General features: G+C 64.4%; 15 protein-coding genes. 8 read left to right on the top strand and 7 right to left on the bottom strand.

Annotation, left to right across the window (positions count from 1 at the left end):
* Positions 1 to 325: 325 nt before the first annotated feature.
* The 4 genes from ACQ4WY_RS21185 (at position 326) to ACQ4WY_RS21200 (ending at position 6,897) form a co-directional block, all read left to right on the top strand.
* Complete coding sequence (locus ACQ4WY_RS21185; protein WP_436505760.1) at positions 326 to 2,503, top strand: TonB-dependent siderophore receptor; 2,178 nt, start codon at positions 326 to 328, stop codon at positions 2,501 to 2,503.
* A 15-nt stretch (positions 2,504 to 2,518) separates the two neighbouring features.
* Positions 2,519 to 4,525 carry an arylsulfatase gene (locus ACQ4WY_RS21190; RefSeq protein WP_436505761.1) on the top strand — a complete coding sequence of 669 codons (2,007 nt, stop codon included), beginning with the start codon at positions 2,519 to 2,521 and terminating at the stop codon, positions 4,523 to 4,525.
* Positions 4,522 to 5,547, top strand: coding sequence for a formylglycine-generating enzyme family protein (locus ACQ4WY_RS21195; RefSeq protein ID WP_436505762.1), 1,026 nt, complete (start codon positions 4,522 to 4,524; stop codon positions 5,545 to 5,547). The genes ACQ4WY_RS21190 and ACQ4WY_RS21195 overlap by 4 nt, the downstream gene beginning before the upstream one ends.
* A gap of 135 nt (positions 5,548 to 5,682) precedes the next feature.
* Entirely contained in the window at positions 5,683 to 6,897 is a 1,215-nt protein-coding gene (locus tag ACQ4WY_RS21200; protein ID WP_436505763.1) for an MFS transporter, read from the top strand.
* 11 nt (positions 6,898 to 6,908) lie between these two features.
* On the opposite strand, the gene ACQ4WY_RS21205 is transcribed toward ACQ4WY_RS21200, so the two are convergent.
* On the bottom strand, positions 6,909 to 7,829 hold the full coding sequence (locus tag ACQ4WY_RS21205) for a LysR family transcriptional regulator (RefSeq protein ID WP_436505764.1): 921 nt from the start codon (positions 7,827 to 7,829) through the stop codon (positions 6,909 to 6,911).
* Positions 7,830 to 8,002: 173 nt separating this feature from the next.
* Here ACQ4WY_RS21205 and ACQ4WY_RS21210 point away from each other — a divergent pair, with 173 nt between their 5' ends.
* Positions 8,003 to 9,016: a zinc-dependent alcohol dehydrogenase family protein gene (locus ACQ4WY_RS21210; RefSeq protein ID WP_436505766.1), complete on the top strand. Its 1,014-nt coding sequence runs from the start codon at positions 8,003 to 8,005 to the stop codon at positions 9,014 to 9,016.
* A 22-nt stretch (positions 9,017 to 9,038) separates the two neighbouring features.
* Here ACQ4WY_RS21210 and ACQ4WY_RS21215 read toward each other — a convergent pair whose 3' ends face one another.
* The 6 genes from ACQ4WY_RS21215 to ACQ4WY_RS21240 form a co-directional block, all read right to left on the bottom strand.
* On the bottom strand, positions 9,039 to 10,694 hold the full coding sequence (locus ACQ4WY_RS21215; protein ID WP_436505767.1) for a M28 family peptidase: 1,656 nt from the start codon (positions 10,692 to 10,694) through the stop codon (positions 9,039 to 9,041).
* 137 nt (positions 10,695 to 10,831) lie between these two features.
* Positions 10,832 to 11,668 (bottom strand): HDOD domain-containing protein, encoded by an 837-nt coding sequence (locus tag ACQ4WY_RS21220; protein WP_099379493.1) that lies wholly within the window; start codon positions 11,666 to 11,668, stop codon positions 10,832 to 10,834.
* A 121-nt stretch (positions 11,669 to 11,789) separates the two neighbouring features.
* Positions 11,790 to 12,866 carry a BMP family ABC transporter substrate-binding protein gene (locus ACQ4WY_RS21225; RefSeq protein ID WP_353658629.1) on the bottom strand — a complete coding sequence of 359 codons (1,077 nt, stop codon included), beginning with the start codon at positions 12,864 to 12,866 and terminating at the stop codon, positions 11,790 to 11,792.
* Positions 12,867 to 12,887: 21 nt separating this feature from the next.
* Complete coding sequence (locus ACQ4WY_RS21230; protein ID WP_436505768.1) at positions 12,888 to 13,817, bottom strand: ABC transporter permease; 930 nt, start codon at positions 13,815 to 13,817, stop codon at positions 12,888 to 12,890.
* Positions 13,810 to 14,886, bottom strand: a complete 1,077-nt coding sequence (locus ACQ4WY_RS21235) for an ABC transporter permease (protein ID WP_436505769.1) — start codon at positions 14,884 to 14,886, stop codon at positions 13,810 to 13,812. Before ACQ4WY_RS21235 ends, ACQ4WY_RS21230 begins: the two co-directional genes overlap by 8 nt.
* The gene (locus ACQ4WY_RS21240; protein ID WP_436505770.1) at positions 14,879 to 16,393 is read right to left on the bottom strand and encodes an ABC transporter ATP-binding protein; all 1,515 of its coding nucleotides are present in this window, start codon (positions 16,391 to 16,393) and stop codon (positions 14,879 to 14,881) included. The genes ACQ4WY_RS21235 and ACQ4WY_RS21240 overlap by 8 nt, the downstream gene beginning before the upstream one ends.
* Before the next feature lie 402 nt (positions 16,394 to 16,795).
* On the opposite strand from ACQ4WY_RS21240, the gene ACQ4WY_RS21245 reads away from it, so the two are divergent.
* The 3 genes from ACQ4WY_RS21245 to tssG all read left to right on the top strand — a co-directional run bounded on the left by ACQ4WY_RS21245 (position 16,796) and on the right by tssG (position 20,619).
* On the top strand, positions 16,796 to 17,659 hold the full coding sequence (locus ACQ4WY_RS21245) for an outer envelope protein (RefSeq protein ID WP_436505771.1): 864 nt from the start codon (positions 16,796 to 16,798) through the stop codon (positions 17,657 to 17,659).
* Positions 17,660 to 17,737: 78 nt separating this feature from the next.
* Positions 17,738 to 19,609, top strand: a complete 1,872-nt coding sequence (tssF, locus tag ACQ4WY_RS21250; protein WP_436505772.1) for a type VI secretion system baseplate subunit TssF — start codon at positions 17,738 to 17,740, stop codon at positions 19,607 to 19,609.
* Complete coding sequence (gene tssG / locus ACQ4WY_RS21255) at positions 19,573 to 20,619, top strand: type VI secretion system baseplate subunit TssG (protein WP_436505773.1); 1,047 nt, start codon at positions 19,573 to 19,575, stop codon at positions 20,617 to 20,619. The genes tssF and tssG overlap by 37 nt, the downstream gene beginning before the upstream one ends.
* Positions 20,620 to 20,623 lie beyond the last annotated feature (4 nt).

The following is a 20,623-nucleotide window of genomic DNA, read 5'->3' on the forward strand; positions in this document are numbered from 1 at the left end:
CCTCGGTATATCCCCCTATACCCTTTTCCCGGCCATCGGCAACGATCGCCGGGATTTTTTTTGCCTGCAACATTTAGCGGCTTACCTTATACGAAATCAGTCGTTCCATCGGCATAAGGCGGCCTCTATGATGTTTCTCGTTGAAACAGCCGTTACCACGGCTGGACCGCCATGGCGCGCCCTGGCGGCGCACTGAATCTCCGCCCCTGCTACCCGCACCGGGCACCACGCAGCATCACCCTCTCCATTTTCCATGGCCACGCCGGCCAGGCCGCGACACGCCTGTCCGCATGACCTGACAGCCCTTTTCATGAAAGCAGACGCAATGAAGCAACGACAGGCAGCGCAAGGCTACCGGACACTGAGCCTCTTCACCACCCTGATGCTGGGTGCGGGCCTGCAGGCGCAGGCGGCAGGCGATACGGCAGACGCGGCGGCGGAATCGGCCGCCGCTGCAGCCGCGGCTGGCCCAGTCGCCGTCATCACCGTGAACGGCGACCGCGCCCCGGCGGAACGGCTGGCAGCGGGTGCCCTCGGTGCGCGCTCGGACCTGGAAACGCCGTTTTCCACAGCCCAGGTCAGCAGCGCGCAGATCGAGGACCGGCAGATCAAGAGCCTGGGCACGCTGTTTGCCGGCGACGCCTCGGTGGCGTCGAAAGGCGGCACCTTCACGCAAAGCGCCTACGCCGTCAGCGTGCGCGGCCTGACCCTCGATTTCACCAACGGCTACAAGATCGATGGCCAGCCCTTCCAGATGTATGGCGTCGAACTGCCGCTGGAAATGTTCGAATCGGTGCAGCTGCTGAAAGGCGCCACGGGGTTTTTGTACGGCTTCAGCGCGCCGGGCGGCATCATCAATTACGCTTCGAAAAAGCCTGTCGAGCAGGCCCTGTTCAGCGCCGACATCGGCTACACGGACAGCGGCGTGTTCAGCCAGCATATCGATGCGGGCGGCCGCGCGGGCGAGGATGGCCGCTATGGCTACCGCGTCAACCTGTCGCACGAACAGGGCGAAACATACAACGGCGCCTATCTGCGCCGCAAGGCGGGCGCGCTGGCCGTCGATGCGCGCCTGCAGCCCGGCCTGACCTGGAGCGCACAGCTGCTGTACCAGGAGCGCGACTTGCAAGGCGGCGTGCCGACCATGTCGCTGGCCGTGTTTCCCGTGCGCAGCGCCCTGCCCGCTCCCGTCAGCGGCAAGCGCGACCTGGGCGCCTATGCCAGCACCTATTATGACTCGACCATGTGGCTGGCCAGCACGGCGCTGGCGTGGAAGATCAATAGCGACTGGCAAGCCAATGTCAGCTATGGCCATACGGAAAAGCGCATCGACAGTTCCTATGAAACGCTGTACCTGACGAGCCAATCGGGCGGCTACAGCAACCGCCTGAACCCGTTCTACGCACCGACGCTGACGTATGACTCACTGCAAGGCATGCTCGAAGGCACCTTCCACACAGGCGCCATCGTGCACAAGATCGCCGCCGGCTTCAATTATCAGACGCTGGACCGCACGCTCAACGTGACGCCGTCGCTGAGCATTTTCAGCGGCAAGACCACGGGCAATCTGTACCAGGCGCCACCCGTGCTGGTCGATACCTCGAACGTCAACCGCCGGGCCTTCTACACCATTTCCGACTACACGCAGAAATCGGTCTTCCTCAGCGACACGGTGGCATTCGCGCCGCACTGGTCGCTGCTGGCGGGCTTGCGCTACATGGACTACGAGAACAACAACTTCGCCGCCAGCGGCGCGCGCACCAGCAACTATCACAAGAAACCCCTGACGCCCACCGTGGCCCTGCTGTACCAGCCTACGAACACGCTGACCGTGTACGGCAATTACGTGGAAGCGCTGGAAGACGGCGGCACCGTATCGAATGTCTACGCGAATGCGAATACCGTGCTGTCCCCGCTGAAAAGCCGGCAGGTGGAATTCGGTCTGAAGGCCGATCACGCGAAATGGGGCGCCAGCGCCGCCTTGTTCCGCATCAAGCGCGGCGCCGCATACGCCGACTACAGCAGCAACAGCCAAGGCATTTACGTGCAGGGCGGCGAACTGCGCTACCAGGGGCTGGAGCTCAACGGTCGCGCTGACCTCACGCGCGACTTCGAAGCGACGGCCGGCGCCACCTGGCTCGACGCCACCTACCAGGCCACCAGTCCCGCCATCGTCGGCAACCGCATCGAAAGCACGCCGCGCTTCCAGGCGGCGCTGGGTGTAATCGCCAAGGTGCGCGCCGTGCCCGGCCTGTCGCTGCATGCCAACGCCAGCTATGTGGGCGCGCAGTCAGCCAACAGCGCCAATGCCTGGAGCGTGCCGGCCGTCACCCTGGCCAGCGCGGGCGGCGCCTATCGCAGCCGCCTGGGCGAAAACGCCGTCAGTTACCGCCTGGAAATCAGCAACCTGGCCAACCGCGCCTACTGGAATTCCACCGGCTCGAACGCCCTGCAGCCCGGTGCGCCGCGCACCATTTCGCTGAACGCCCGCATCGATCTTTAATCAAGGAAAACTGAGATGACCACTCCCCCTCTCCCCCGCCGCCACGGCCGCAAGATCGGCGCCATCCTGGCCCTGAGCAGCCTGGCCGCCACGTTCAGCGCGTATGGCGCGCTGGACGTGACGCCCACCACCATTCTCGCCACGCCCGCCGCGCCGGTGGCGAAAAGGCCGAACATCCTCTACATCATGGCCGATGACCTCGGCTATTCCGACATCGGCGCCTTTGGCGGCGAGATCGAGACGCCCAACCTCGACGCCCTGGCGCGCGGCGGGCGCCTGCTGACCAACCACCATACGGGCACCGTCTGCGCCATCACGCGCTCGATGCTCATTTCCGGCACCGACCACCACCTGGTGGGCGAAGGCACGATGGGCGCGCCGCGCGACGAGCGACGCGGCTTGCCCGGCTACGAAGGCTACCTGAACGACAGCGCCCTGTCGCTGGCGCAGTTGCTCAAGGATGGCGGCTACCATACCTACATGGCCGGCAAATGGCACCTGGGTTCCAGTATCGCCGGCGGCGCCGCCGACCAGGGCAAGACACCCGACCAGTGGGGTTTCGAGCGCAGCTACGCCCTGTTGCCTGGCGCAGCGCGCAATCACTTCGGCCACGAGCCGGCCGATTCGCGCAACTACACGGAAGATGGCCGCTATGTGCGCCCCGGCGAGCCCAGCACGCAGGGCGGCAGCCCGGAAGCGTTTTACTCCACCGATTTCTATACACAAAAGCTGATCAGCTACATCGATTCCCGGCGCGGCGATGGCAAGCCCTTCTTTGCCTACGCCGCCTACACCTCGCCACACTGGCCATTGCAAGTGCCGGAACCCTATCTGAGCAAGTACAAGGGCCGCTATGACCAGGGCTACGAGGTGGTGCGCGCCGCGCGCATCGCGCGCATGAAGGCGCTGGGCATCATCCCCGCCGACTTCACGCCGTTCGGCGGCGTGCCCGACCTGCCCACGCGCACGCCGGCCAGCGCCAACAACGACACGCCACAGGCGCGCTACGTGAACGCCAACCATGGCGCGGAACTGGGCTATGTCGACCATGGCCCCGGCAATGTCAACAAACGCTGGAGCAGCCTGACGCCGCTAGAGAAGAAAGCCCAGGCGCGCTACATGGAAATCTACGCGGGCATGGTGGATAACCTCGACCACAACATCGGCCTGCTGATCCAGCATTTGAAGGATATCGGCGAGTACGAGAATACCTTCATCATGTTCCAGTCCGATAACGGTGCCGAAGGCTGGCCCATCAATGGCGGCGACGATCCGAAACTCACCGACGAGGCCAACGCCCAGCCCGAAGCCTATGCGCAACTGGGCCGCGACAATGGCAAGGCCAGCGCGCAGCGCCTGCAATACGGCTTGCGCTGGGCCGAGGTGAGCGCGGCGCCGTTTCGCAACGTCAAGGGCAATTTCCACGAAGGCGGGGTTTCGACGCCGCTGATCGTGCGCCTGCCGGGCCAGCAGCAGGGCGCCACGCCGCTGCACGCGTTTACCTTCGTTACCGACAACACGGCCACCTTCCTCGACCTGGCCGGCATCACCGCACCCTCGCAGCCGGCGCCGGCCGACATCGATGCGAAGACGGGACGCGACCGCAACCTGGGCAAGGTCGTGTATGGCGCGCGCCATGTCTACCCCATCACGGGCAAGTCGCTGCTGCCGCTGCTGCAGGAACGCCACGCCGGTCCCGTGCACACGGCGCCGTTCGGCGACGAGTCGTATGGCCGCGCCTATTTGTTCAGCGCCGATGGCCGCTGGAAAGCCGTCTGGGCGGAACCGCCGCAAGGCCCCGTCTCCGGCGCCTGGCAACTGTTCGACCTGCACACGGACCGCGGTGAAAACCATGACGTGGCGGGCCAGCATGCGGCACTGACGGCGCAACTGGTGGCGCAATGGAAGACCTATATGCAGCAAGTGGGCGGCGTCGAACCGCTGCGTCCGGGCGGCTTCTATGGCATCAAGTTCCCCACCGAACCCAAGGATGGCAAGGCCGCCGCGGCGGGCCGCCCATGAGGCTGCGTGCCGTCTGCCTGGCTGCCATGCTGCTGGCCAGCCTGCCACTGACCGGCTGCGACCGGCTGCCTGCCGCTCAGGCCGCCGCTCGGCCCGTGCCCGCGGCGCTGGGCAGCGAAGCGCTGTGCGCGGCCGGCACGGGCTTGCCTGCAGGCTGGGGCCGCCAGAAACAGGCGGGCATGGCCTGGATACCATCGGGCAACTTTACCCTCGGCAGCCGGCAAGGCTACGCCGATGAGCGCCCGGCCAGCGCGTCGCAGGCAGTGGCCGGCTTCTGGATGGACCAGACGGAAGTGAGCAACGCCCAGTTCGCCGCCTTCGTGCAGGCCACCGCTTACGTTACGCAGGCAGAGCAGGAAGGCGGCGCCGTCGTCTTCCACCAGCCCACGCAGGAAGAACTGGCCCGGCGGCCCTACGCATGGTGGACGTATGTGAAGGGCGCCGACTGGCGCCATCCCACCGGTCCGGCATCTGGCGCGCCGGCAGGCAACACGCCCGTCACCATGGTGACGCAAGCCGATGCGCTGGCCTATGCGCGCTGGCTCGGGCGCGACCTGCCCACTGAAGCGGAATGGGAATACGCGGCCAAGGCGGGCCGCAGCGACGCCGAGCTGGACAAGGCGCCCGTCGACAGCCAGCGCCAACCCACGGCCAATTACTGGCAAGGCGCCTTTCCGCTGCTCAATACACAGCAAGACCATCACGCGGGCCTGGCGCCCGTCGGCTGCTATCAGGCCAACGCCTTTGCCTTGTATGACATGATCGGCAATGCCTGGGAATGGACGCGCGACGCCTACAGCGGCGCGCACCAGGCGCACGCGAATGGCGACACGGCCGCCGTGGCAGCGGCAGCACGGCGCACAGTGCCGCTGCAGCCCAACCAGCCCATGGTCATCAAGGGCGGCTCCTTCCTGTGCTCGCCCGACTTTTGCGTGCGCTACCGCGCCTCGGCCCGCGAAGCGCAGGAAGCGGACCTGGGCGCCGTGCATATCGGCTTTCGCACCGTGCTGCGCGACAGCTGAGTGGTGGCCGTATGGCCTTTGAATGATTGCTGATCAGCATGCCGGGCAAGGTCAAAATTGACCTTGCCCGGCAGGAAATGCGCAGCCCCGCTATCATGCTCATCCAAAAGCGTCATTCCAAGAAAGTTGTATCGCATGAAATCTGCACCATCTCATATCGACGCCAGCGCCCTGCTGACGTCGACCCGCATCCTGTTGTTCGCCCTGTCTGCCGGCGTGCTCGTCGCCAGCCTGTACTACGTGCAGCCGCTCACGTCCATGCTGGCCGCCTCGTTTGGCGTGAGCGTGCCGCAAGCGGGTTACCTGGTCACGGCCACGCAAATCGGCTATGTGCTGGGCATCGTGTTCCTGGTGCCCCTCAGTGACGTGCTGAACCGCCGCCAGTTGCTGACGTGGATGCTGATCGCCAAGATCGGCGCCCTGCTGCTGGCCGCCACCAGCCAGAACATCATCGTCTTTGCCATCGCCAGTGTCTTGATGGGCATCACGGCCAGCGCCTTGATGGTCGTCACGGCCATGGTGGCTTCGTATGCACCCGATCACAGCCGGGGACGCATGGTGGGCACCGTCATGACGGGCTTGTTGTTGGGAATTCTGCTGGCACGTACCGTGTCCGGCACGGTGTCGCAGATCAGCGGCGGCTGGCGCACTGTCTACGTGCTGGCCGCCATCGTCGTGGCGGCCCTGCTCGTCATGCTGCGCCGCATCCTGCCGAATGAAGCGCCGCGTGGCAAGCTGCAATACGGCAAGCTGATGGCGTCGCTGGCCGACATCATCCGCCAGGAACCCTTGCTGCGCCAGCGCGCCCTGTTCTCGGGCCTGGGCCTGGGCACCTTCAGTGTGTTCTGGACGGGCCTGACCTTCTTGCTCAGCGGCGCACCGTATCACTACTCGGAAATGCAGATCGGCCTATTCGGCCTGGCCGGCGCCACGGGCGCCTTTGCCGCCAACACGGCGGGCCGCATGGCCGACCGCGGCTACGCGCGCCAGGCCACCTGGCTGCTGGCCGTCGCCTCGATCGCGGGCTGGGCCCTGATCGGTTTTGGCGCCCATTCGCTGGTGCTGCTGCTGATCGGCATCGTCCTGCTGGACATGGGCGTGATGGGCTTGCAAGTGACGCACCAATCCATCATTTATAAACTGGCGCCGCATGCCCGGGCAAGGGTCACCACCGTGTTCATCGCGGGCGGCTTCATCGGCGCGTCGGCAGGCTCGGCCCTCGCCAGCGCCAGCTTCGCCGCTGGCGGCTGGCCCGCGCTGTGCATGGTGGGCGGCGCCATGCCGCTGTTGCTGCTGCTGGTGTGGAGCAAGTATCGCCACACGCAGCGGCGGCTGGAGCGTGTAGCCTGAACTAGCTTGAACTAAGCGGCGGCCGCGAAGACGGCGCTGTCAGCCGCGGCCAGGCGCAGCAGTTCATCGACCGTGACCCTGACCTTGGGTGGCATATGCCAGGTTTTCTGCCACAGCACGTGGATGGGCATGGCGGCGCCGGCAATGTCGGGCAAGACGGACAGCAACGCGCCGGTGCGCAAGGCTTCGCCCGCCAGCCAGGTCGGCAACTGGGCCAGGCCACTGCCGCTCACGCAAGCCTGCAGCAAGGCGTCGCCATCGGCCAATTCATGCCGCGCATGGATTTCCTGCAGTGCGGTTTCTCCCTGTTCATTTCTTAACAGCCATGCCGACCGGCTGCCACGGCGCCAGCCGGCCAGGCAATCGTGGCTGGCCAGGTCGGCGCGCGTCAAGGGTGTGCCGCGCCGCTGCAGATAGGCGGGCGACGCGCAGATCACCAGGTGCTGTTCGCCCAGGCAGCGGGCCACCAGATCCGCATGGTTGCCCAAGGCACCAATACGCACCGCGATATCGATGCCTTCACCCACCATGTCCACCGCCCTGTCGCGCAGGGAAACCGACAAATCCAGCCGGGGATGGAGCTCGCCCAACGCCAGCAGGGCTGGCAGGATGTGGCGCCGGCCAAAGGTGGTCGGCAAGTCGATGCGCAGGCGTCCGAAGGGTTGCTGGTGGCCGGTGGCCAGGTACGCTTCGGACTGCTCCAGCTCTTCCAGGACGCGCCGGCAACTGACCAGGTACACCTCCCCCTCCGTAGTCAGGTCGATGCGGCGCGTCGTGCGGTGCAGCAGCTGCACGCCCAGGCGCGCCTCCAGCCGCGAAATGCTCTTGCCGACCGCCGAGCCGGTCACGCCCAGCACCAGCGCCGCCGCCGTGAAACTACCGCTGTCGACGGCCGCGACAAACTCGCGTATGCCTGCAAAACGATCTTCCATGTCTCCGCCAATCCAAAAGTGTTGAATGCAATTGTGTGCAGTATAGCCATTCTGGAATTTCAGGATGTAGTGACCATCTTCTTACCCACTAACTCTCGCCAGCGGATGCAATTACACTGTTTTCATCGTTGCACCGCCTGGCACTTGCCCGGCATCGCTCACTGGAGAAGAACATGAAAGCATGGCTGTTAAAGGATTTCGGCTTGAACAATTTGCACATGGCAGAGGTGCCGACGCCCGTGCCGCAGGCGGGCGAGCTGCTGGTGAAGGTGGGCGCCGTCTCGCTCAATTTCCGCGACAAGGCGATTGTCGATGGCATTTACGAGCCGCACATGGTGCCCAAGCCCCTGATTCCCGTCTCCGACGCCGCCGGCGTGGTGGTTGCCGTGGGTGCCGGCGTGAGCCGTTTCAAGGTGGGCGAGCGCGTCAATTCGCACCTGTATTCGCGCTGGATCGACGGCCCGCCAGGTTCCAATGAACCTGACTATTGCTTCGGCTCGCCGTTGCCCGGTGGCTTGGCCGAATTCATGATCATCCATGAAGACAGCGCCGTGCGGGCGCCAGAAATGATGAGCGATGCCGAGGCGGCTACCCTGCCCATCGCCGCCCTCACCGCCTGGTATGCGCTGATGGATGTGGGCAACTTGCAGCCTGGCCAGACGGTGCTGGTGCAAGGCACGGGCGGCGTGTCGATCTTTGCCGCGCAGATCGCCCTGGCGCACGGCGCGCGCGTCATCGCCACCTCCAGCAGCGACGCCAACCTGGCCAGTATCAAGGCGCTGGGCGTCACGGACGGCATCAACTACCGGACGTATCCGCAATGGGAACAGAAAGTGCTGGAATTGACGGATGGCAAAGGCGTCGACATCACCATCGACGTGGCAGGCGGCGATGGCTTGAACCAGTCCGTTGCCGCCACCAAGGCGGCCGGCGTGATCGCGCAGGTCGGTTTCCTGACGGGACAGACCACGGCGCTCAAGCTGATGCCGCTGATCTTCCGCCAGACAACGATACGCGGCATCGCCGTGGCGCCGCGCACCTCGTTCGACCGCATGAACCCGTTCCTGGACAAGCACAACATCAAGCCCGTGATCGAGCATGTGTATGCGTTCGAGGAAGCCGTGCAAGCCTATGAACACTTGTCGCGCGGTGCCTTCGGCAAGGTCGTCATCCAGGTCGCCAGCTAAGCGGCGACCTGGCCAGCCTGGCTTATTTGGCAGCCTGCTCGCGCGCCTTGCCAAACGCATCGCCCGCCTTCCAGGCCGGCATCTTGGCTGCGTTCGCCACGGCTTGCCCCAGGTTCAGGGTAAATTGCGCCTGCTGCGTCATGCCGGACAAATCCCAGCTGGCGTCGTACTCATCGGTCACCTGATGGTAGCGGGGGCCGTAGGCAGCCGCCTTGGCTTTCGACGCGGCCACATCCTTGATGTACTCGCGTCCGCCATTGATGGAGAACGCGGGCACGCCCGCCTTGGCAAAGCTGAAATGGTCGCTGCGGAAATAGCCGCCGGCCAGGTCGGGACGCGCTTGCGCGATGTGCATGCCCATGGCTTTGGCCACCGTGGCCGCCATGGCCCCCAGCTCCGTGCGCTCGCTGCCCTGCGCGCCGATGTCGTGCGTGGCGCCGACAAAGTTCAGGCTGTCCAGGTTCAGCGCGGCGGCCGTCTTGTCCAGCGGCCACAGCGGATAGGCCGCATAGGCGGCGCTGCCCAGCAAGCCTTGTTCCTCGGCCGCTACCCACAGGAAAATCTGCGTGCGCTTCGCCGGCTTTTTCACGGCTTCCTGCGCCATGGCCAGCAAGCCGGCCGTGCCGGAAGCGTTGTCGACGGCGCCGTTGTAGATCGTATCTCCCGCTTTTTCGTCACCCTCGCCTTGCTTGCCCAGGTGGTCCCAGTGGCCGCTGTAGATGACGGCTTCATCCTTCAATGTCGGATCGGTGCCCGGCACCATGCCGGCGATATTGAACTGCTCTACCTTGCGCACGGCGGACTTCATCTCGCCCGACAGCTTGGCATTCAAGGCGACGGCCTTGAAGTCCTTGCTTTCCGCTTGCGCGCGCAAGGCGTCCAGATCCTGGCCACCGGCCGCAAACAAACGGCGCGCCGCGTCTTCCGCAATCCAGCCCTGCAGCGGCGTGCCGGCAGTGCGGTCGGCCAATTGAAAGCGCTCGCTGCCGCTCCAGCTGTTTTGCACCACGCTCCAGTCATACGAGGCGGACGGTTTCGTGTGGATCAGCAACACGCCAGCCGCGCCCTGGCGCTTGGCTTCCTCGAATTTGTAGGTCCAGCGGCCGTAATAGGTCAGCGCCTTGCCGGCAAAGTGGTTCGGCTCGGCAACAGTCGGCTGCGGATCGTTGACCATCATGACGACGATCTTGTTTTTGACATCGGCGCCCTTGAAATCGTCCCAGCCCTCTTCCGGCGCCGTGATGCCGTAGCCGACGAAGACGAGCGGCGCGTCCAAGGTGTGGGCGGCAACGGAGTCGCCCGTGGCCCAGACCCAGTCAGGACCAAAGGCCAGCGGCACGGCCTTGCCGCCCGCCACGGCTTGCAGGCTGCTGTCTTGTGGCAAGGACTTCACGCCGGCGATTTGCACGCTTTGGCGGTAGCTGTTGCCACGCACAGGTCGCAGTCCGGCCATCTGCGCCTGGGTTTCCAAATAGGCCACCGTCAGGTCGGCGCCGCGCTGGCCCGTGCCCCGGCCTTCCAGTAAATCGTTGGACAGGAAGGCCAGGTGGGCGCGCAGCGGGGCTTCCTGCACGATGGGCAAGGCGTGCGCGGCAGGCGTGGCGGCGTGCGCGGAAAACGCCAGCGCCAGGCTGGAAGCGAGCACCGTGACGGCCAGGGAAGAAAACAGCTTCTGCATAATATCCTTTGGGTAAGAGGAGGAAAGCGGTCCGGCGGATAGCCGGGCCGGCGATTGTATGCCATGGGGAAAGATGCATCAAAATGCGGACGAAAAAAATCCCCGCGGCAAGGGCGGGGATTTCATGGCCCAGTAATTTACACCAGCAGAGCCGCCGCCAGCGATTCGATCTCTTCGGCCGATTCCTCGAGGATGGTGTGCAGGGTGCTGCCGCCGATGCCGAAGTCGATCTTCGCTGCCGCCTGGCGCCGCGCGGCGCTTTCCGGCGGATGCAGGGGCGAGCCGACGGGCGACAGGTCGTTGGCCAGCACCAGGGTCGCGCCCAAGGTGCGGGGCGGGAACGGGCTGCCGCCGTGCCACATGCCTTCCACTGCCTGCAAGACCATGTCCGGCACTTGCAGCTGGCGCAGCACGCCGCGGCCGATCAGCTTTTCGCCGTATTCGATCCAGTCTTCCGTATTGTCGTCCAGCAAGCCTGGATACTCCTCGGCGCGCGACAGCAGATAAAAGCCGCCCACTTCGTGCACGATGGCGGCGAACATGGCCGTTTCCACGTCCACGTGCGTGACTTTCCGGGCGATCACCTGGCTCAGCGCGGCCACATGGGCCGTGTGTTCCCACAGCTTGGCCGCCTTGGCGCGCAATTGCGGGTCGGTAATCTGGCTGCCCAGCTGGCGCACGATGACGGACGCCACCATCGATTTCAAGGTTGCAAAGCCCAGGCGCGAAACGGCCGCGCGCACATTGGCGATTTCATTGCCGGAACGGTTGTAGGCGGCCGAGTTGGCCAATGCCACGACCCTGGCCGACAGCAGCGGCTCGGCCATGACCATGCGGGCGGCCGCTTCGATATGGCAATCGGGGTCGTCCAGCGCTTCCTGCAGCTTCAAGGTGGCCTTGACGTTGGCGGGGAACGTCAGCTCGCCCTTGCTCGCTTGCAGCGCGATAATTTTGAATACTTCCAGTCTGTCCATGGGTCAATCTCCGGTACGGGCCTGTTCAGGCTCTGCTGTGTGGATGGGCCGGGAAGGCGCACTGCGTCCCGGCCCTGCTCCCGTTTCCGGCAATATTACAGCAAGTTCAAACTCAAACCTATTACTTTCCGGAAACTTTCCCTGCCACGCCTTCGACAAAATAATCCATCTTCGTCAGCGCTGCATCGTCCAGCACGCCTTTGTCCAGGCGCACCTTGCCGTCGTTATCCTTGATCGGCGCGCTGAAAGGATTGAGCTTGCCAGCGACCAAGTCTTTCTCACGCGCCAATACAAACTGTTTCACATCGGCGGGCACGGCAGCGTTGATGCCTTCCAGCTTGACCATGCCATCCTTGATGCCGCCCCAGGTGCTGCTGGACTTCCACGTACCGTCGAGCACGGCTTGCGCCTGCTTCGTGTAGTACTCGCCCCAATGGTGGGTGACGGCGGCCAGCTGCGCCTTAGGTCCGTACTTTTTCATGTCCGAGTGGTAGGCAATCGCATACTTGCCCTTCTCTTCCGCCGCCTGCACCACCGCGGTCGAGTCCGTGTGGTGGGTGACCACGTCGGCACCCTGGCCGATCAGGGTGATGGCCGCGTCGCGTTCCTTGCCCGGGTCGAACCAGCTATTCACCCACACCACTTTCACTTCGGCCTTGGGGTCGACGCTGCGCATGCCGCGCGTGAAGGCGTTAACTCCCTGCAACACTTCCGGGATGGGAAACGCCGCCACATAGCCGGCCACATGGGTCTTGCTCATCTTGCCTGCCAATACGCCGGCCAGGTAGCGGCCCTCGTAAAAACGGGCGTTCGTGTTGGCCACGTTGACGGCCGTCTTGTAGCCCGTCAAATGAATGAACTTGACATTAGGAAATTGCTTCGCCACTTTCAAGGTGGGATTCATGTAGCCGAACGAAGTAGTGATGACCAGCTTGCTGCCCGTTTGCGCCAGGTCGCGGATCACCCGCTCCGCATCGGCGCTTTCCGGCACGTTTTCCACATACTTGGTGGTGATCTTGTTGCCCAGCGCCTTTTCCATTTCCTTGCGCGCCTGGTCATGCTGGGTGGTCCAGCCCGCATCGCCGATGGGGCTGATATACACGAAGCCGACATTCAATGGGGCAGCAGCGGGCGCCGCGGCCATGACAGGCATCAAAACAGCACTGCAAACGGCGGCGCACAATAGTTTCTTGGACATGGTTTTCCTTGTGGTGAGTGATTAATTTCCGGGATTGAAATTTTTCCCCAGCGAAGCGGGCATGTTGAGCTTGATGTAATTGGCATTGCTGGAAATGAGCACCAGCACGACGATGGCCGCCACATACGGCAGCATGGACAGCAGTTGCGAGGCGATGGGCACGCCCAGCGCCTGCGCGTGGAAGGTCAGGATCGTGATGCCGCCGAACAGGTAGGCGCCGCCCACCACGCGCGCGGGGCGCCAGGTGGCAAAGGTCGTCAGCGCCAGCGCGATCCAGCCCCGTCCCGCCACCATTCCCTCGACCCACAGCGGCGTGTACACCAGCGATAGAAACGCGCCAGCCAGGCCGCAACAGGCGCCGCCGAACAGCACGGCTGCCAGGCGGATGCGGCGCACGGGGTAACCGAGCGCATGCGCAGATGCTGGCGACTCGCCCACGGCGCGCAGCACCAATCCTGCCCGCGTGCGGTACAAAAACCAGGCGATGGCTAGGCACAGCAGCAAGGACAGATACACCATAGCATGCTGGCGGAACAGGGCCGGTCCCAGCACGGGAATGTCTTCCAGAAAAGGGATGCCGAACCTGCCGTTCTGCAAGCTGTTGCCCACATACTTCAGGCCGATATACGTGGACGCGCCCGCACCGAACAGCGACAAGGCCAGTCCCGTCGCATACTGGTTCGTACCCAGCCACACTGTCAGCCAGGCAAAGAAACCGGACAGCACCATGCTGGCGCCCGCCCCGGCCAGAAAGCCCAGGGTGGGGCTGCCCGTGTTGACGGCTACGGCAAAGCCCGTGATGGCCGAGACCAGCATCATGCCTTCCGCGCCCAGGTTGACCACGCCCGCCTTTTCATTCACCAATAAACCGAGCGCGGCGAGCATCAGCGGCGTACCCGCATTGATGCTGGCGGCGATCAGCGGCGCAATGGTGAGAAGCAGGTTATCCATGTTTCCTCCAGCGCAGTTTGTATTGGATCAGCACGTCGCAAGCGAGCAAGGCGAACAGCAAGATGCCCTGGAACACGCCCGTAATCGCGCTGGGCAGGCCGAGGCGCGACTGCGCCAGTTCGCCGCCGATATAAAACAGGGCCATGACGAAGCTGGAAAAAATCACGCCCACGGGATGCAAGCGCCCGACGAAGGCGACGATGATGGCGGCAAAGCCGTAGCCGGGCGAGACCGTGGGCGTCAACTGCCCCATCGGCCCCAGTACTTCGCAGGCGCCGGCCAGCCCGGACAGGGCGCCGCAGATCAGCAACGATGACCACAAGGTCTTGCGCGAGGAAAAGCCCGCGTAACGGGCGGCGGCCGGCGCCATGCCCCCCACGCGCAGGCGAAAACCCGAAATGCTGCGCGACAAATACAGCCAGCCGCCCAGCGAGGCCAGCAGAGCGAACACGATGCCCACGTGCAAGCGCGTATCGCTGATCACCATCGGCAACAGCAAACCGTCCGACAGCAGTTTCGATTGCGGAAAATTGAATCCTTCCGGGTCGCGCAGCACGCCGTACACGAGATAGCTGAGCAGCAATTGGGCGATGTAGACCAGCATCAGCGAGACAAGGATTTCGCTGGCGTTGTAGCGGTCGCGCAGCCAGGCCACCAGCCCCGCCCACGCCATGCCGCCCGCCATGCCGGCCAGCAGGGACGCGCCGATGATGGCCGCGCCGCCGACACCGTCATCGAGGTACAGGGCCGCCGCGCCGCCGCAGATGGCGCCCAGGGTCAGCTGCCCTTCCGCGCCGATGTTATAGATGTTGGCGCGAAAGCAGATGGCCAGGCCCACGGCGATCAAGAGCAAAGGCGCCACCTTGAGGCCCAGCTCGGACCAGCCGTGCGCGTCGCGCAAGGGTTCGACGAAGAAGACGGCCAGGCCCGCCAGCGGATCGTGTCCCAGCGCAATAAACAACAGCGCGCCGCACAGCACGGTAAGCAGCACGGCCAGCACGGGCGACAGCCACGACATCAGCAGCGATGGCGCGGGACGGGCTTCCAGGCGCAAGGCAAACTTAGCCATGGACAGCCTCCTGCGGCCACAGCCCGCTCATCCATTGCCCAACGAGATCTACGCTGGCCTCGGCCATGTCCAGGGACGGTGAAATCTTTCCCTTCGACATCACCAGCAAGCGGTCGCTGATGTCGAACAATTCATCGAGTTCCTCCGACACGACCAGCAGCGCGCAGCCCGCGTCGCGCAGCGCCAGCAATTCGGCGCGGATTTGCGCGGCCGCGCCCACGTCGACGCCCCAGGTCGGCTGCGCCACCACCAGCACGGTGGGTTCGCGCATGACTTCGCGGCCAACGATGTATTTCTGCAAGTTGCCACCCGACAGGCTGCGCGCCAGCGCTTGCGGCCCGCCCGCCTTCACCTGAAAGCGGGCAATGATGGCGGCCGCCCGCTGCGCGATGACCTTGTGGCGTACGAAGCCGTGGCGGATGGTGGCTGGTGTCTGCAAGCTGAGCAAAACGTTGTCGGCCAGCGGCATGTCGGGCACGGCGCCCCGCCCCAGCCTTTCCTCCGGCACGAAGCCGAAGCCCAGGGCGCGTCGGCGTCCCGGCGGCAAGCGTCCCGCTGGCGTGCCGTTCAGGACGATACTGGCAGGGGCTGCGCGCATGTCCTCGCCCGACAGGGCAGCGAGCAATTCCTGCTGGCCATTGCCGGACACGCCCGCGATGCCGACGATCTCGCCCGCGCGCACGTCGAAATTGATGTCCGTCAACTGCGTGGCGAACGGATGGCTCTTCGGCAAATCCAGCTGCCGCACGCTCAGCATGGTCGCGCCGGGCGTGCGCGCCACGCGCGTGACGGCGGGCGGCTCGGCACCGATCATCATGCGCGACAGGCTGGCCGCCGATTCTTGCGAGGGGTCGCACACGCCCGCGTTCTTGCCGGCGCGCACCACCGTGCACGTGTGGCACAGGGCGCGGATCTCGTCGAGCTTATGGCTGATATACAGGATGCTGCAGCCTTCGGCCGCCAGCTGGCGCAAGGTGGTAAACAGTTTTTCCACGGCTCCCGGCGTCAGCACGGACGTCGGCTCATCGAGGATCAACAGTTGCGGCTTGGCCAGCAAGGCGCGCACGATTTCCACGCGCTGGCATTCGCCAACGGAAAGCGTGTGCACGTGGCGCTGCGGCTCCAGGTCCAGGCCGTACTGACGCGCCGTCGCTTCGATGCGCTGCGCCAGCTCCGCCATGTTGGTGCCGGCGGGCAAACCGAGGGCGATGTTTTCCGTGACCGTCAAGGTGTCGAACAGGGAAAAATGCTGGAACACCATGGCGATGCCCAGCGCGCGCGCGGCCGACGGGTTGACGATTTCCACTTCGCGGCCATTCCACAGGATGCGACCGCCATCGGGCTGCACGGCGCCGTAGATAATTTTCATCAAGGTCGATTTGCCAGCGCCGTTTTCGCCGAGCACGGCATGGATCTGCCCGGGCGCGACGGTGAGACAGATGCCGTCATTGGCCACCACGGCCGGATAGCGCTTGCTGATATCGAGGAGTTCCAGGCGTGCCGTCATTGTTTTTTTCGTGCCTCGCTACAAGGTCGCCGGCATAGTCGCCGGAGGGAAAAATCAAGCTCTTTTCTCTATCGTATCGGCATCCGCAGCGCTTGGGGGCGGGCTTGGCGGCGCGCATTTCTATTTCCGCAAAAAAACAACACCTGTATACAATTTTTAAAAAAATTATCAGCTTTACAGCAGCCGCCTTGCCCCGCAAGGATGAGAAGGTGCGATGATTATATGCAGGAAATGATAGTAAGTATGCAGACAAGACATATCGCCCGGCGCGGCGATGCTCGCATCATGGATTGAACGGCGCACAGTTGCCCCATCGCAGCGCTTCATGCGCACTAGTGGGCTAACCCCCTGTGCCCTGCCTTCCCCGTTCCCGTTTTCCAACACCGCCATCAGGAGCCGAAAGTGCCAAAAACCATACCGTGTCTGTTGCTCTGCCTCACTACCACCCTCGGCGTGGGCGCGACCGCCCAGGCTGCAGAATGGAGCGATACCGCGCTGAGCTGGCGCGCCGGCAATGATTACCGCGAGCCGTTCAATCCGGACGACATCAAGAAAAACATCTTTGCCATCACGCACGCCAGCGGCTACAAATACGGCAGCAACTTCGTCAATCTCGATTTCCTGATGTCCGACAGCAAGGACCCTGGCGCGCTCGGTAAAACGTCCGGTGCGCAAGAGGCGTATCTGGTCTACCGCAACACCATCGACATCGGCAAGGTGCGCGGCAGCGACATCAAGTTCGGCCCCGTGCGCGGCGTCGGCGTCACCCTCGGCTTCGACGTCAACACCAAGAACGACGTCGGCTACAACTCGCGCAAACGCATGCTGGTGGCCGGCCCCACCCTGATGTGGGACGTGCCCGGCTTCTTCAACACCAGCCTGCTGTTGCTGCGCGAAAGCAACGCCCCCAGCGGTGCCTTCCCGCCCATCTCGCAAGTGACGGGCCGCTACACGTATAAAACGCACGCCATGCTGACGGGCGCCTGGGCCATCCCCCTGTCGCCCCTGTTCTCGTTCGAAGGTTTCTTTAACCTCATCGACTCGAAAGGCAACGATGAAGTGGGACGCAAGACGGCGGTGGAAACGAATATCGACATGCAAGTGATGTTCGACGTGGGCGCGGCCCTGGGCAGCCCGAAAAATACCTTCCGCGTGGGCCTGGAATACCAGTACTGGAAGAACAAGTTCGGCAACTCGCCCGCCACCACGGGCAACGTGGGCCAGACGGCGAAGACGCCGATGGTACGCGCGGAGTACCATTTCTAAAATTCATTGTTACGCATCAATACCCACCTTCGCGCCTGATGCCAGCATGAAGCTTTCCTGCTGGCGGAGAGCGCGACCGTGGAACAACTATTGCCGTATTACGAGCGCGAGCTGGGCTTGTTCCGCCAGTACACACGCGAGTTTTCCAGCCGTTATCCGAAGGCGGCCGGGCGCCTGCTGATCGCTGGCGAGACGTGCGAAGACCCGCACATCGAGCGCCTGATCCAGTCCGTCGCCCTGCTCACGGCCAGGGTCGCCAAGCGCCTCGACGACGCCTATCCGCAATTTACCCATTCCCTGCTCGACACCCTGTACCCGCACTATCTGCGGCCCTTCCCCTCGTGCTCCATCGTGCGCATCGCCACCGACGAAGCGCCGGGCGGCGGCCAGCTGGCCCAGGTGGCGCATGTTGCGCGCGGCACGGTGCTGCGCTCGCAGCCCGTGCAGGGCGTGGCTTGCAAATTCACCAGCGCATATGATGTGACCCTGGCGCCGCTGGCCATTTCTCGCCTGCATTTTTCACCGCTCATCGACGCGCCGCCCGGCCTGCGCCTGCCCGCCGGTGCCAGTGCCTTGCTCAGCATTCAATTCACCAGTAGCAGCGAACCTTACCATCTGGACCAGGCCGGCTTTTCCAGCCTGCGCCTGTTTGCCGATGGCGAACCATCCGTGCGCGCGGCCCTGCTCGACGCCCTGTTCCTGCGCGGCGCGGGCGCATACGTTGCGCTGGACGAACACAGTCCGTGGCAAGCCGTCGATGGCACGCCGCTAGCGCCGGCCGGCTATGCGGACGACGACGCGCTGATCCCCATTTCCGCCCGTTCGCACCCGGCCCTGCGCCTGCTGACCGAATATTTCGCCTTTCCGGAAAAATTTCATTTCATCGATATCGCCTGGTCCAGGCTCGCCGCCCTGCTGCCAAAACAGTGCCGCCAGTTCACCTTGCACCTGCCGCTCAAGGGCGTGCGCAGCGACAGCCACGAAGCGCGGCTCTTGTCCGGCGTCAGCCCCGAGAACCTCTTGCTCGGCTGCACGCCCGTCGTCAACCTGTTTGCCAAATCCGGCGTGCCGATCCGCCTCACGCATACCGAACCCGACTACGCCCTGGTGGCCGATGCCACGCATGCGTTTGCCTACGACATCCACAGCATCGAAGCCGTCACCCTGGTGCGCAAGGATGAGGCGGGAGAGCGCCTGAGCACCTTCTTGCCGCTGTATGCCTCGCTGCAAGGCGCCCAGGCCGAATATGGCCAGGAGCGTGGCCAAGAGCATGGCCAATACTGGCTGGCGCGCCGCGACGAAACCGTGGCGGCCATCAGTCCCGGTCATGAAATGCGGCTCAGCCTGATCGACCCGCAGTTTTCACCAAGCAGCGCGGCCTGCGCCACCGTCTCGACGCAGCTACTGTGCAGCAACCGCGACTTGCCCACGCAGTTGCACTACGGCTTGCCCTGCGGCGACCTGCTGGCCGAAGACGTGCCCGATGGCATGCCCGCGCGCTTCCTGCGCAAGCCCACGCCCAGTGTGCGTTTCCTGGCGGACAATGGGGCGCACTGGCGCCTGATTGCGCACCTGTCCCTCAATTACTCGAGCCTGACGCAAGCGGGCCTGGGCGAATTCCAGAAAATGCTGAGCCTGTACGACCTGCCCCGCTCGCCCACCACGCAGCGCCTGATCCAGGGCATCGTCACGCTCGAGCACGGCAGCACGCGCGCGTGGATGCCAACCGTGCCGTTTCCCACCCTGATGCCCGGCATCGCCATCCGCCTGGGCATCGACGAGCAAGCCTTCGTCGGTAGCAGCATCTATATTTTTGCCCAGGTGCTGCAGCGCTACTTCGCCCTGAACAGCCAGCTCAACTGCTTTAGCCAACTGACGCTGCTCTCCCGACGCAGCGGCGAGGAACTCCTACGATGCCCAGAACGCAGCGCCGACGCCACGCCAGCGTGATCCAGCAATTACTCGACGCGCCGCAGCGCTTCGAGTGCTTCCAGGCCCTGCGCCTGCTGCTGGCGTGGCTGGCCGAACACGGCATCGATGAGCAAACGGCGCTGGCAAAGCGCATACGCTTCGACAATAGCGTCTCGCTGCGCTTTCCCGCCAGCCAGGTCGAAGCGCTCACGACAAACGGCATCGACGATGCCGATGCCCTGCTGCAAGCGCTGCTGTCCGGTCAAAGCCAGCATATCCACCTCACGCCTGCCTTCATGGGCCTCCTGGGTTGCCAAGGCAGCTTGCCCGGCCACTATTCGGAGCGCATTGCCGCGCATCAGTACAGCGAACGCGAGAATAGCCCGCGCGCTTTTCTCGACATGTTTTCCAGCCGCGCCGTCGCCCTGTTTTACCAGGCCTGGCAAAAATACCGCATCGAGCAAGCAGGCCATAGCGGAGACTTCCTGTCGCGCCTGCTGGCCCTGGCCGCGTGCAGTCCTGGCCAGGGCCAGGACGAGGCGGCGGCCGGCCTGTACAGCGGCTTGCTACAGCAGCGCAACATCTCGTCCATCGTCATGGCGCGCATCCTAGGCGACCACTTTGGCGTGCCCTGCCATATCGACGAGGCGACGGGTGCCATGGACGCGCTGGCCCCGCGCGAACAATCGGCACTGGGCGCGGACAATGCCGTGCTGGGCAAGCGCGCCCTCGTCGGCGAACGCTGCCGACGCCCCGACCTGGCCGTGCGCCTGCGCCTCGGCCCGCTCACGGCGCAGCAGCACGCCAGCTTTTTGCCGCGCGCCCCTGGCAGCGAGGCGCTGCGGCAGATGCTGATGCTGTTCGGCCAGCCGCTCGTGCGCTACGACATCGTGCTGGTGCTGCGCGCCAACGAAGTGCGGGGACTGGCATTGACGACCGCGCCACAAGGTGGACTCGGCTGCAACAGTTTCCTTGGCAATGCGGCAACGCCGCCCCACCGCGATGACAAACATTACGAAATGCAATTGATGCCCTCATTCAACGATTGATCCT

Source organism: Janthinobacterium salmonicoloratum (genome assembly GCF_051380845.1).
Taxonomy (GTDB): Bacteria; Pseudomonadota; Gammaproteobacteria; order Burkholderiales; family Burkholderiaceae_D; genus Janthinobacterium; species Janthinobacterium lividum_F.